An 11,497-nucleotide genomic window follows, 5' to 3' on the forward strand; every position below is an offset into this window, starting at 1 on the left:
CTCAGCCGACGGGGAAGGTGGTGCCGATGCCCATGCCGGTGATCCACTCCGGGACCGGTTCGTAGCCGGTCCACGCCAACGGCCTCCCTGCGGCCACCTGGCCGATCAGCCAGCAGCGCACCTCGTGCCCGCCGCTGCCCGCCGCCTCCTCCAGAGCCTCGTGGCCGAGGCCGGCCACCGCCTCCGCGTCGCCGGCCGACAGGCGGTCGAGGAACCACCGGTCCCACTCCGCGTTCACCCGGGCGCCCGGGTCGCCGCCCATCGCGCGGACCCGGGGTTCGCGGGCCGCGGCGAAGGCGCGGACGTCCGCGCGGCCGTGGATCAGGGACTCGCGGCGCTCGCCCGCCACCTCGCGCGGGTCGTTCGACGGCAGCCAGTGCGACAGCCCGCCGCTCGCCGCCACCAGCACACGGCCGGGGAAGGCGGCCGCGCGCAGTGCCGAACCCAAGGCGCGGCCCAAGTCGACACATCGCCGCAACGACGGCAGCGGCGGCGCCGCGGTGTTGACGACCAGCGGCACCATCGGCAGCGTGGTCCCACCCGTCAGCATCTCGTACGTCTGCACGATGCCGTGGTCGACGGTGAGCGAGTACGACAGCGAAACATCGAAACCCGCGTCGGTCAGTCCGGTGTGGACGGACCAGGCAAGTGGGCCCGCCACCGGCAGCGGACCCTCGGTGCTGCCGAAGTCCCCGAAACCGGCCGCGTGCTCGACCCCGAGCACGAACGGCGGCATCACGTCGTAGAAATTGCCGTGGAAGTGGTCCGGCCCGATCACGACGATCGCGTCCGGCGCCAGTGCTTCCACCGCGCGGTGAACCCGGGCGGCGTCGGCGAGGAACCGCGCGCCCGGGCCGCCCTCGGCCGGGGGTGGCAGCAGTGTCGCGAAAGGACTGTGGGACATCCCGGCGAACCCGGCGATCTCGGCCATCAGGACGGGTCCTCTCCGGTCAGCAGCCAGGTGCGGTGGACGTCGAGGAACTCGCCGACCTTCTCCCACTGCGGCCAGTGGCCGGCGTCGTCGATGACGTGCAGGCGCGCGTCGGGCAGCCAGCCGAGCAGCAGCTCGGCCTCGTCGAGCCCGCCGGTGGGGTCGTGGCTGGTCCACAGCAGCAACGTCGACGCCGTCACGCGCGACACCCAGGCCGGGTCCCAGGCGAAGTCCTTGCGCACCAAGGGGTCCTGCAGCACCAGCGTGTTCGTGATCGCCTGCACGAACCCCGGCCGGGAGTAGACGCGGCGGCGCAGGTTCACCAGCTCGTCGGTGACCATCTCCTTGTGGTGGAACAGGAATTCGACACGGCGCCGGACGGTCTCGTCGCTGGGGTCGAGCACCGCCGCCATCGTGCTGTCGCGCATCCGGGCCATCACCTCGGGCTTGTTCGCGATGTTGCCCGGGGTGTTGAGCACCAGCCGGTCGACGCGGTCCGGGTGGTGCGCGGCGGTCCAGGCGACCACCCAGCCGCCGAGCGACTCGCCGGACAGGTGCGCCCGCCCGATGCCGAGAACGTCCAAAAGGGACACGAGGTGAGCCGAGAGGACGTCGATCGTGTACGGCCGGTCCGGCAGGTCCGACCAGCCGTGGCCGACCATGTCGTAGGCCGTGACGCGGAAGTCGCGGGCCAGCCCGGCCAGGTCGCGGGCGTACGCTTCGAGGTGCCCGCCGGTGCCGTGCAGCAGCACCAGGTCGGGCCCGCTGCCGGCCTGCAGCACCCGCGTCCGCACCGGCTGCCCGTCCAGCGGCACGTCGACGTAGCGCAGGGTGTGCTCGAGTTCGCCCAGCTCACCCCAGATCCCGACGTGGCCGGGGATCGGCGGGGTGGCGCGGTCGGTGGTCGTCACTGGTCCTCCCGGTGGCGGGCTTCGGCCAGGGTCGCCAGGCCCGCGCTCTGGCGGCGGCCGAGCCCGAACAGGCCGAGCAGCCGCGAGTTTTCGATGGTCAGGAACTCGACCGCGTGCACGGCCGAGTCGTTGTAGTGGCGGTGCCACGTCCACGGCGGGGTGTAGACGAACGAGCCGGTCGTCCACGACACGGTTTCGTCTTCGATCTCGCTGTGGCCGTCACCGGACAGGACGAAGTGGACGGTCTCGTGGTGGTGGCGTTGCATGTCCGAGCTCTCGCCGGCCGGGATGACCTGGCGGAACAGCTCGAACGTCGTGGTCGGGAGCTTCCCGGCGATCCGCAGCGACGTCGGGTTCGGGACGGCGCCGGGCGGGATCTCCTCGAGTTCGCCGTCGTGCACGACGAGCGGCCGCTGCCCGCCCGGGCGGACGGTGTGGCCGATGCTCGCGAGGAAGTCGGTCATCGCGAAGCCGGGTCCGGACGTGGTCATGGCGCACCTTTCAGGCTGGGCATTCCGTGCGGCCGCCGTCGACCGTCAGCACCGTCCCGTTGACGTACCCCGCTTCGGGGGACGCGAGGAACGCCACCGCGGCCGCCACCTCGCGGGGTGCCGCCGCCCGGCCGGCGGGGATGGCGGCGAGGTCTTCGGCCATCGCCGTGGCGACGTCGACCCCGGCCGCGCCGGCCCGGCTGCGCACCACTTCGAGGCGCCGCGCGGTGAGCGTCGCACCGGCCGCGACGCAGTTGACGGTGACACCCCGGTCGGCGTGCTCGAGCGCGGCCAGCTTCGCCGCCGACGTCGTCGCCGACCGCAGCACGGTCGACGCGGCGAGGCCCGGCTGCGGCTGCCGCACCGCCGTCGAGGTGACCACGACGACGCGGCCGAACCCGCGCTCGGCCATGGCGGGCAGTGCGGCCCGCATCAGCGACAGCGGGCCGAGGAGCAGCAGGTCGAGGTCGTGGTGCCACTGCTCGGCCGGGACGTCGAACACCGCGCCCGGCGCCGGCCCGCCCGCGTTGGCCACGACGACGTCCAGCGAGCCGTGCCGCTCGCGCACGCGGTCGACGGCAGCCGCCGCCGCGGCCGGGTCCGCGAGGTCGCACACGACGTAGTCGGCGCCGGGGCCGAGTTCGAGCGCCGTCTCGGCGAGGGTGCTCTCCGTGCGGCCGGCGAGGACCACGCGGTGACCGCTCGCGTGCAGCGCGGCCGCGCAGGCCGAGCCGATGCCGCCGGCGCCGCCGCCGACGAGGGCCACGCGGCGCCGGTTCGGGTGAGACTGGTTGCTCTCCATGATGTGTCCTACATTCGGGCCATGACCTCCGGCGACCAACGATGAGTCCCACTGCCCGGGACTCCGGCGCGCTCGAACGGGCCGCCGCGCTGCTCGACGCGTTCGACGCGACCCACCGCGAGCTCACCCTCGCCCGGCTCGTCGAGCGCTCGGGCCTGCCGCGCTCGACCGTGCACCGCACCGCGGCCCGGATGATCGAGCTCGGCTGGCTGGACAAGCCGGGGGAGAAGTACCGGATCGGCACCCGCCTGTTCGAGCTGTCCGGCCTGGTGCCGGTGCGCCACGAACTGCGCGAGGCCGTGCTGCCCTACCTGCAGGACCTCTACGCCGCGGCCAAGACGACCGTGCAGCTCGGCGTGCTCGAAGGCACGCGGATCCTGGTCGTCGAGAAGATCAGCGGGCACCGCCGGCTGCCGATGCTCGACCAGGTCGGCGGCTTCATCCCGGCGCACTGCTCGGGCATCGGCCGGGCCATCCTCGCCTGGTCGGACGCCGAAACGGTGGCCGCGGTGGTGGCGGCGGGGCTCGCCCGGCGCACCCCGCGCACGATCACCACCGCGGACGCGCTGGAGCGCGAGCTCGCCGTCGTCCACGAGCAGGGCTGGGCCTACGACCGCGAAGAGGGCAACCCCGGCATCAGCTGCGTCGCCGCGCCGATCTTCGACTTCACCGGCGGCGTCACGGCCGCCCTGTCCGTCACCGGGCCGAGTGCCGCGGTGCAGCCCGACCGGATCGGGCCTGCAGTGCGGATGGCGGCCGCCGCGGCGAGCCGTGCCTACTCCGCCCGGCGGTGGGCGGTCCCGCGGCCCGAGCTGCCGTCCCAGTGACCAGGACTCCGGATTGGCCCGGGGTGGTCCCCTGGTGAACGCTGTGGCGCACGCCGAGCCGGGCAGTCGGCCCGGAGGCCTCGACGAGGAGGAGCAGGCATGCGCGTCGCGATCATCGGGGCCGGGCTCGCCGGGCTGACGACGGCCAAGGTGCTGCTGCGGGCCGGCCACGACGTCGAGGTGTTCGACAAGGCCCCGGACGTCGGCGGGGTCTGGAGCCGGACCCGGCGCTACCCCGGGCTGACGACGCAGAGCCCGAAGGCGCAGTACTCCTTTTCGGACTTCCCGATGCCGCGCGACTTCCCGGAATGGCCGGCGGGCGCGCAGATCCAGGAGTACCTCGAGGCCTACGCCGACGAGTACGGCGTCACGCCGCACCTGCGGCTCGGCACCGAGGTGACGTCGGTGGTGCCGGACGGCGGCCGGTGGGTGGTGACCACCGCGGCGCAGGGGGCCGCGGGGTTCGACCGGGTCGTGGTGGCGAACGGGGTCTTCTGCGAACCCGCGCTCCCGGACTACCCCGGCCGCGCGGAGTTCGAGTCGGCCGGCGGGCGCCTGCTGGCCGGCTCGGACTTCCACGACGTCGAGGACGCGCGCGGCGAACACGTGCTCGTCGTCGGCTACGGCAAGTCCGCCTGCGACGTGACCGTCGCGATCAGCGGCGTCGCGGCGAGCACCGACGTCATCGCCCGGCAGCTGCTGTGGAAGGTGCCGCGCAGGATCGCCGGTTTCCTCAACTTCAAGATGCTGCTGCTGACGCGGATGGGCGAGGCGCTGTTCCGCTACCGGTGGCTGCGCGGCTTCGAGAAGTTCTTGCACGGACCGGGAAACCGGCTGCGGCGGGCGATGCTGAACTCCATCGGATCGGTTTCGGTGCGGCAGTTCGGCCTCGCCCGGCACGACCTGGTGCCGCGCGGGCGGATGGAGGACATCGTCAAGAACGCGATCGGCCTGGCCACCGAAGGCTTCTTCGAAGGTGTCGCCGACGGCTCGATCCGCGTCCACCGCGACCAGGTGATCAGGCGGCTGTTCGCCTTCCACGGCCGGCCGCACGCCGAACTGGCCGACGGCACGGAGCTGCCCGCCGACCTCGTCGTCTGCGCCACCGGGTTCACCCAGGGCGTGCCGTTCCTGCCCGCGGCCGTCCAGGAGCGGCTGTTCGACGAACGCCGGAACTTCCTGCTGTACCGGCAGATCCAGCCGATCGGCGTGCCGGGGCTGTACTTCAACGGCTACAACTCGTCGTTCTTCAGCCCGCTCAACGCCGAGATGGCGGCGCTGTGGATCGCGGCCGACCTCGGCGGCGCGCTGACCCTGCCGGACGAGGCGGCGCGGCGCGAAGACGTCGTCGCGCAGCTCGCCTTCCTGGACGTCGCGACGGCGGCGCACCACTGCCGCGGCACGAAGATCATCCCGTTCTCCATCCACAACGTCGACGAGGTGCTCGGCGACCTCGGCGTCCAGCTCGGCCGCTTCACCCGCTTCACGCACTGGCTGAACCCGGTCGCGCCGTCGGCGTACCGGTCGCTGACGCCGAAGGTGCTGGCACGCTTGGAAAAGACCCCCGCTGCAGGAAGGAGTCCCGAATGGACACCACGACCGGTGTGATCCACCCCGGCGACGGAACGAACCTCGGCGCGATCGGGCTGGGCATCCACGCCCGGCTCACCGGCGCCGACACGAACGGCGCGTACTCGCTGTTCGAGTACGTGGTGCCGCCGGGCCTCGGAGGGCCGCCGACCCACATCCACAGCCGCGAAGACGAGCTGTTCACGTGCGTCCAGGGCCGTGTCGAGGTGGAGCTGGACGGTGTCCGGCACGTTCTCGGCCAAGGGGATTCGCTGCTGATGCCGCGCGGGGTGCCGCACGTGTTCCGCAACCCGTTCGACGAGGAGACGCGCATCATCGCGGTGGTTTCCCCGCCGGGGCTGGAGAACTACTACCGGGAGCTGTCCGAGCTGCCGCCCGGGCGGGACATGAAGCTGGTGGCGGAAGTGATGACCCGCTACGGCCTGGCGCTGCAGAAGTGAACCACGAGCGCATGGTGCGCGAGATGTGCGCGGCTGTCGACGCCGGGGACGCTCCGGCGTTCGCGTCCTGGTTCGCCGAGGACGCCACGTACGTGTTCGCGAACAACGAGCCGCTGACCGGCCGCGCCGCGATCACCGCGGCCACGGCCGGCGCGGCGGGCGCGCTGCCGTGGGTCCGCCACGTCGTCGACCAGGTCGCGCTCGTGGGGGAGGACCAGCTGTTCTGCCGCTTCACGATCGAAACGGAGTCACCGGCGGGGAAACCCCTGGCCCTGCCGTGCGTCACGGTCATCCGGCTGGTGGGGGAGCGGGTGGTCGATTATCGCGTGCACATGGACATCACGCCCGCGGTGGGCTGAGCGGCTTCCGGTGGAGAGACGTTCCGGATACCGTGAGACGGGTGACCGGTTCCGCTGACCGGGCCGACGACATCGTCGCGCTGAGCCGGCTTGCCACGGGACCCGGCGCGGTCGGTGCGCTGCTCGACTGGCTCGCGACGCGCACCGGCGGTGCGGCCGCGCTGCTCGATGTCGGCGGGAAACCCCTGGCCCTGCCGTGCGTCACGGTCGTCCGGCTGGTGGGGGAGCGGGTGGTCGATTATCGCGTGCACATGGACATCGCGCCCGCGGTGGGCTGAGCTGCTTCCGGTGAAGGGGTGTTCCGGATAACGTGGGGCGGTGACCGGTTCCGCTGACCGGGCCGACGACATCGTCGCGCTGAGCCGGCTTTCCACGGGACCCGGCGCGGTCGGCGCGCTGCTCGACTGGCTCGCGACGCGCACCGGCGGCGCGGCCGCGCTGCTCGACGTCGGCGGGAAAACCCTTGCGGTTCCCGCGAACCGGGCCGCGCCGGACCCGGCGGTCCTCGCCGCCGCCGCGGCCGTGGCGGCCGAAATGCAGCGGCGCGGGACGCCCTCGGCGGTGCTCGGCGGTGAGCCGGACACCATCGACGTCGTCCGCCTCGGTACCGGCGACGACACCGCGCGGGTGCCGTACCTGGTCGTCGCGCACCGGCCGCAGGGCCGGCACCGCGTCCCGCTCGCCGACGCCGCCCGCATCCTCGGCCTGTGCTGGCGGGTGGCGGAAGCCGAACGGACCCGCCACCGGGTCGCCGACGCGCTGACGCGCAGCCGCGAGGCCGTCCTCCACCTGCTCATGGTCGGCAGCCTGGCCGCCGCGCGGCGGATCGCCGCGACCCTGGGGCCCCGGCTGCCGAACGCGGCCCGCGTGTTCGTCGTCGAGTGCCCGGCCGGGCGGCGGCTCGAGATCGCCGACGGGATCGAACGGTTCGCGCGGGGGCGGGCGTGGATCGTGCCGTGTCCCGTCCGGCCGCACCACCTCATCGCCCTGGTCCCGCCGGAGCGGGCGCAAGGCCGGCCGCTGGACGTGCTGATCGCCGAACGCGTGCCGGAAGCGCGCGTCGGCGCGAGCCAGGAGGTGCCGCTGCGCGAGACCGCGCTCGGGTACGAGCAGGCGTTCCACGCGCTGGCCGTGGCCCGCGGCGTGCCCGGCCGGTACGCGCGGTTCGACCGACGCACCGACCTCACCCCGTTCCTCGGCGGCCGCGGGGCCGCCTGGGCGGACGGGTTCCTGACGCCGTGCCTGACCCACGTCCCGGCGCGGCGGGCCGACCCCGGCGCCGAGGAGCTGCTGGCCACGTTGAACTCCTGGCTCACCTTCGACAGCGGCGCCCGCCACCACCTCAAGGTCCACCGCAACACGCTGTCCGCGCGCCTGCGCCTGCTCGACGACCTGCTCGGCCTGGACCTGACCCGGGTCGCCGACCAGTCGGCCGCGTGGCTGGCCCTGCGCCTGCACACCGCCGGCCACGCCACCACGGCCCCGGCGGGCACCCTGCCCGACCTGCTGGCCACCCCGGGCGCCGTCGTCTGGGCCCGGTCCCAGCTGCTTTCCCTCGACCCGGGCGCCGTCGAGACGGTCCGGGCCTGGCTGCGCGCCGACACCCGGCTGCCCGCCACCGCGTCGGCCCTCGGCATCTCCGCACCGGCCGCGCGCAAGCGGCTGACCAGGATCGAACGGGTGCTCGGCCGTTCCCTGCTGCACGCGCCCAGCGCCAAACACGAGCTGTGGCTGGCCATGAGCGCCCTCGGCGAGCTTTGAACCGACTGGTCACCCGGAAACCGGCGCGGCGGCTCACTGTGCAGTCTGTGACTCGCCACTTCGACCGGCGGCTGGCTACGGTCGGCGCGGACGAGCGGAGGGGGAAGTCATGCGGAACGGGAGAAGGCGCGCCTCGATCGGCGCGGCGCTGATCGCGGAGGCCGCGGGGGACGGCACTCGTCCGGCGGCGGTCCGCGACGACGACGCCGGGCGGTCCCGCCGAGCCGTCTGAGCTCGCCGAGGTCGACCTGGTTGCGCGGCGACCGGGTTCTCGGCCAGGGGGAGCACCGACGCCGGGTGGGCGGCCGGGCTTGAAGCGGCGAGCAGCGCGGCGCTGACCGCGGAGGCCGCAGGCACGGCACCCACCCGGCGGCGGTCCGCGCCGGCGCCCCTGCACGAGCCGGCTGAGCTCACCGCGACCCGGCTGCGCGGCCAAACCGAGTCGACTCCCAACAGCGCGCGGAGGCCAGTCGGCCCATCACCTTCCTCCGAGGCGCCCCGACCGGGTGAACTCCCGGGCGCGCCCGTGGCGGCGCATGTTCGTGACGGCTGCCGGCTGGGTAGTACCCCTGCGACGGACCACCTGCCGTGGCCAGTGACGAAAGGCGACCGCCGATGACGACGCACCAGCTTCCCCGGTCGGACGAGCAGCTCCAGGTCGTCGCGCTGGAACTGGCCGACGACCTGAGCGAAGTGGCGACCGTCCGCGCCTGGGCCGAGCGCCTCCTGGCCGACCTACCCGACGACCGGCGGCGCGTCGCCGTCTGGGTCGTCGAAGAGCTGGCCACCAACGCCCTGCGCCACGGCGAGCCGCCGCGGCAGGTCCGGTTGCTGCGGCGGCCCGGGTGGCTGGGCGTCGAAGTCGACGACGGCTGCCTGGACACGGCCTGCGTGCGCCGCTCCGGCGGCGGCGGACTGCGGGCCGTCGCCGCCGTGAGCGTCACCTGGGGGCAGTGGCAGCGCAGCACCGGCAAGACCGTCTGGGCCGAGATCGCGCTGCCCGTCTGAACTCAGGCCGCGCGGCCCAGTTCTTCGCCACGGTAGGGGCCGGGCTTCGGACGTGGCTTCCCGCCCGGGAACGCCAGCCGCAGGATCGTCCGGTGCACCGTGCCGAGCTGGCGGGACAGCGGCCCCGCGTTGTACGGCAGGCCGTAGCGACGGCAGATGTCCTTGACCCGCGGGGCGATCTCGGCGTAGCGGCTGCTGGGCATGTCCGGGAACAGGTGGTGCTCCACCTGGTAGCCGAGGTTGCCGCTCATGAGGTGGAACAGCGGCGAACCGGTGATGTTCGCCGCGCCGACGAGCTGGCGGACGTACCAGCCGCCGCGGGTCTCGTCGCGGACCTCGTCCTGGCTGAACGTGTAGGTCTGGTCCGGGAAGTGGCCGCAGAAGATGATCGAGTGCGCCCACAGGTTGCGGATGATGTTGGCGGTGAAGTCCGCCCAGAACGTCGCCGCGAACGTGCCGCCGCCCTCCTCGCGGACGGCCGCGAGCTGGGCCCGGACCGCGCCCGTGAACCGCTTGCCGCGGACGCGGTCGGCCAGGACCCGCCGGCGTGACCGGGGTTCGGGGCGCACGAGCCGTCCGACGGCGGTCGCGGCGAGGGCGCTCACCAGCGGCCAGCCGACGTAGTCCTTGAGGACCTGGTCGCGGGCCTTGCCCGAGATGCCCTTGATGTCGTGCCACACGTCCTTCAGCGGCTTCTCGCCGGCGCGGATCGCCTCGACGTCCAGGTCGTGGACCGCGACCCCCCACTCGAAGAAGGCCATCAGCAGCAGGTTGTACAACGGCTGCGCCAGGTACGCGGGGTGCCACTTCTGGTGCGGGTCGATGCGCATGATCTCGTAGCCGAGATCCTTGTCCTTGCCGCGGATGTTCGTGTACGTGTGGTGGATGTAGTTGTGCGAGTGCTTCCACGCCGCCGCGGTCGAGGCCGTGTCCCAGTCCCATGTGGACGAATGGATGTACGGGTCGTTCATCCAGTCCCACTGGCCGTGCAGGACGTTGTGCCCGATCTCCATGTTCTCCAGGATCTTCGCGACCGCCAGGCAGCCGGTGCCCGCCGCCCAGGCCGCCTTGGACCGGGAGCCGAGCAGCAGGGCCCGGCCGGCCACCGCGATCTGCCGGTGCAGCCGGATCACGCCCTTGATGTACCGGCGGTCGCGCTCGCCGAGGTCGGCGCGCACGTCGTCGTGGATGGCGTCGAACTCGCGGGCGAGCTCGGCGAGCCGGTCCTCGCTCAGGTGGGCGAACGGGTGCGTCGGTGTCATGGTTTCCTTTCCGCGCTTCAGAGTTCGACCGTGACCCGGCCTTCGGCGCCGTGCACGCAGGTGCGCACGATCTCGTTGTGCATTTCGGTGACGACGTTGGTGCGCAGGTCGCGGATCCGGCCGTCCCGGATCGGCAGCACGCACGTGTGGCACACCCCGACCCGGCAGCCGAAGGGCATGTCGACGCCCGCTTCCTCGCCGGCGACGAGGATCGGCGTGCCCGGCGGGCACTCCGCGTCGAGGTTGCGGTGGGCGAAGTGCACCGTCCCGCCGGACCCGTCGGCGCCTTCGCCGCCGACGATGGGCTGGAACCGTTCGTGGTGCAGCCGGTCGACGTCGCCGTGGTGCTTCCAGTGCGCCTGCAACGCGTCGAGGAGTTCCCCCGGACCGCAGGCGTAGGTCTCCCGCTCCGGCCAGTCCGGGCACAGCTCGTCCAGCTGGGCCGGGGTGAACCGGCCGTCCCGGCCGGTGATGCGCAGTTCCAGCCGGAACCCCTCGTGCCGCGCCTCCAGTTCGGCCAGCTCGTCACCGAAGATGACGCCGCCGGTCTCCCGCGCCGAATGGACGTGCACGACGTCGCGCAGCCCGGGACCCGGCGCCAGGTGCCGCAGCATGCTCATCACCGGCGTGACGCCGCTGCCGGCCGTGATGAACAGCAGGCCGCGGTCGAGGGTCTCCGGCAGCGTGAACGAGCCCTCGACCTCGCCGAGCCGGACGAGCTCGCCGGGCCGGGCCCGCTCGACCAGGTACGGCGAGACGACCCCGCCGTCGACCTTCTTGGGCGTGACCGAGATGAGCCCGTCCGCGCGGTCCGGGCTCGACGTCAGCGAGTACGCGCGCCAGTGGTGGACGCCGTCGATGACCACGCCGAGGCGCACGTACTGCCCGGGCCGGTGCCCGACCCAGTCGTAGCCCGGCCGGATCAGCACGGTGGCCGCCCCGCCGCGTTCGGGCTCGACCCGCTCGACGCGCCCGCGCAGCTCGCGGGTCGACCACAGCGGGTTGATCAGTTCGAGGTAGTCGTCCGGCCGCAGGGGCGTGAACAGCCAGCGCAGCGCGCGCAGTGCCCGGCGCCGCAGCGGCGACGCCGGGGGACGCATCCCCACTTCGGCCAT

At 73.3% G+C, this 11,497-nt stretch carries 14 protein-coding genes; 8 read left to right on the forward strand and 6 right to left on the reverse strand.

The genetic code is table 11. The features are described 5' to 3' along the window. Position 1: 1 nt before the first annotated feature. The 4 genes from ACIQWX_RS38055 to ACIQWX_RS38070 are packed head-to-tail and all read right to left on the reverse strand — an operon-like array spanning position 2 to position 3,135. Positions 2-931 (reverse strand): 2,3-dihydroxyphenylpropionate 1,2-dioxygenase, encoded by a 930-nt coding sequence (locus ACIQWX_RS38055; protein ID WP_400881763.1) that lies wholly within the window; start codon positions 929-931, stop codon positions 2-4. After that, on the reverse strand, positions 931-1,842 hold the full coding sequence (locus ACIQWX_RS38060) for an alpha/beta fold hydrolase (protein ID WP_400881765.1): 912 nt from the start codon (positions 1,840-1,842) through the stop codon (positions 931-933). The genes ACIQWX_RS38055 and ACIQWX_RS38060 overlap by 1 nt, the downstream gene beginning before the upstream one ends. After that, positions 1,839-2,333: a cupin domain-containing protein gene (locus tag ACIQWX_RS38065; protein WP_400881767.1), complete on the reverse strand. Its 495-nt coding sequence runs from the start codon at positions 2,331-2,333 to the stop codon at positions 1,839-1,841. The genes ACIQWX_RS38060 and ACIQWX_RS38065 overlap by 4 nt, the downstream gene beginning before the upstream one ends. 10 nt (positions 2,334-2,343) lie before the next feature. Next, positions 2,344-3,135 carry an SDR family oxidoreductase gene (locus tag ACIQWX_RS38070; RefSeq protein WP_400881769.1) on the reverse strand — a complete coding sequence of 264 codons (792 nt, stop codon included), beginning with the start codon at positions 3,133-3,135 and terminating at the stop codon, positions 2,344-2,346. Positions 3,136-3,176: 41 nt separating this feature from the next. On the opposite strand from ACIQWX_RS38070, the gene ACIQWX_RS38075 reads away from it, so the two are divergent. From ACIQWX_RS38075 to ACIQWX_RS38110, 8 genes are all read left to right on the forward strand, one after another. Next, positions 3,177-3,962 (forward strand): IclR family transcriptional regulator, encoded by a 786-nt coding sequence (locus tag ACIQWX_RS38075; RefSeq protein WP_400881771.1) that lies wholly within the window; start codon positions 3,177-3,179, stop codon positions 3,960-3,962. 99 nt (positions 3,963-4,061) lie between these two features. Beyond that, a complete protein-coding gene (locus ACIQWX_RS38080) occupies positions 4,062-5,570 on the forward strand; it encodes a flavin-containing monooxygenase (RefSeq protein WP_400881773.1) in 1,509 nt (502 codons plus the stop codon). Next, entirely contained in the window at positions 5,549-5,992 is a 444-nt protein-coding gene (locus tag ACIQWX_RS38085) for a cupin domain-containing protein (protein ID WP_400881775.1), read from the forward strand. Before ACIQWX_RS38080 ends, ACIQWX_RS38085 begins: the two co-directional genes overlap by 22 nt. Beyond that, positions 5,989-6,351: a nuclear transport factor 2 family protein gene (locus ACIQWX_RS38090; protein WP_400881777.1), complete on the forward strand. Its 363-nt coding sequence runs from the start codon at positions 5,989-5,991 to the stop codon at positions 6,349-6,351. Before ACIQWX_RS38085 ends, ACIQWX_RS38090 begins: the two co-directional genes overlap by 4 nt. Positions 6,352-6,392: 41 nt before the next feature. Further along, entirely contained in the window at positions 6,393-6,629 is a 237-nt protein-coding gene (locus ACIQWX_RS38095) for a hypothetical protein (RefSeq protein WP_400881779.1), read from the forward strand. A 40-nt stretch (positions 6,630-6,669) separates the two neighbouring features. Beyond that, the gene (locus tag ACIQWX_RS38100; RefSeq protein WP_400881781.1) at positions 6,670-8,112 is read left to right on the forward strand and encodes a helix-turn-helix domain-containing protein; all 1,443 of its coding nucleotides are present in this window, start codon (positions 6,670-6,672) and stop codon (positions 8,110-8,112) included. A gap of 109 nt (positions 8,113-8,221) precedes the next feature. Continuing rightward, positions 8,222-8,344, forward strand: coding sequence for a hypothetical protein (locus ACIQWX_RS38105; RefSeq protein ID WP_400881783.1), 123 nt, complete (start codon positions 8,222-8,224; stop codon positions 8,342-8,344). Between the two features lie 383 nt (positions 8,345-8,727). Continuing rightward, positions 8,728-9,120: an ATP-binding protein gene (locus ACIQWX_RS38110; RefSeq protein WP_400881785.1), complete on the forward strand. Its 393-nt coding sequence runs from the start codon at positions 8,728-8,730 to the stop codon at positions 9,118-9,120. 2 nt (positions 9,121-9,122) lie between these two features. Here ACIQWX_RS38110 and ACIQWX_RS38115 read toward each other — a convergent pair whose 3' ends face one another. Together ACIQWX_RS38115 and ACIQWX_RS38120 are read right to left on the reverse strand one after the other, a co-directional pair. Beyond that, positions 9,123-10,382: a fatty acid desaturase family protein gene (locus tag ACIQWX_RS38115; protein WP_400881787.1), complete on the reverse strand. Its 1,260-nt coding sequence runs from the start codon at positions 10,380-10,382 to the stop codon at positions 9,123-9,125. Positions 10,383-10,399: 17 nt separating this feature from the next. Continuing rightward, positions 10,400-11,497: a ferredoxin reductase gene (locus ACIQWX_RS38120; RefSeq protein ID WP_400881789.1), complete on the reverse strand. Its 1,098-nt coding sequence runs from the start codon at positions 11,495-11,497 to the stop codon at positions 10,400-10,402.

The organism is Amycolatopsis sp. NPDC098790, assembly GCF_044759945.1.
Classification (GTDB): Bacteria; Actinomycetota; Actinomycetes; order Mycobacteriales; family Pseudonocardiaceae; genus Amycolatopsis.

Coding starts and splice junctions, on each gene's coding strand:
- ACIQWX_RS38055 (WP_400881763.1), bottom strand. CDS start 931: ATGGCCGAGATCGCCGGGTTCGCCGGGATGTCCCACAGTCCTTTCGCG.
- ACIQWX_RS38065 (WP_400881767.1), bottom strand. CDS start 2,333: ATGACCACGTCCGGACCCGGCTTCGCGATGACCGACTTCCTCGCGAGC.
- ACIQWX_RS38070 (WP_400881769.1), bottom strand. CDS start 3,135: ATGGAGAGCAACCAGTCTCACCCGAACCGGCGCCGCGTGGCCCTCGTC.
- ACIQWX_RS38075 (WP_400881771.1), top strand. CDS start 3,177: ATGAGTCCCACTGCCCGGGACTCCGGCGCGCTCGAACGGGCCGCCGCG.
- ACIQWX_RS38080 (WP_400881773.1), top strand. CDS start 4,062: ATGCGCGTCGCGATCATCGGGGCCGGGCTCGCCGGGCTGACGACGGCC.
- ACIQWX_RS38085 (WP_400881775.1), top strand. CDS start 5,549: ATGGACACCACGACCGGTGTGATCCACCCCGGCGACGGAACGAACCTC.
- ACIQWX_RS38105 (WP_400881783.1), top strand. CDS start 8,222: ATGCGGAACGGGAGAAGGCGCGCCTCGATCGGCGCGGCGCTGATCGCG.
- ACIQWX_RS38110 (WP_400881785.1), top strand. CDS start 8,728: ATGACGACGCACCAGCTTCCCCGGTCGGACGAGCAGCTCCAGGTCGTC.
- ACIQWX_RS38115 (WP_400881787.1), bottom strand. CDS start 10,382: ATGACACCGACGCACCCGTTCGCCCACCTGAGCGAGGACCGGCTCGCC.
- ACIQWX_RS38120 (WP_400881789.1), bottom strand. CDS start 11,497: ATGGCCGAAGTGGGGATGCGTCCCCCGGCGTCGCCGCTGCGGCGCCGG.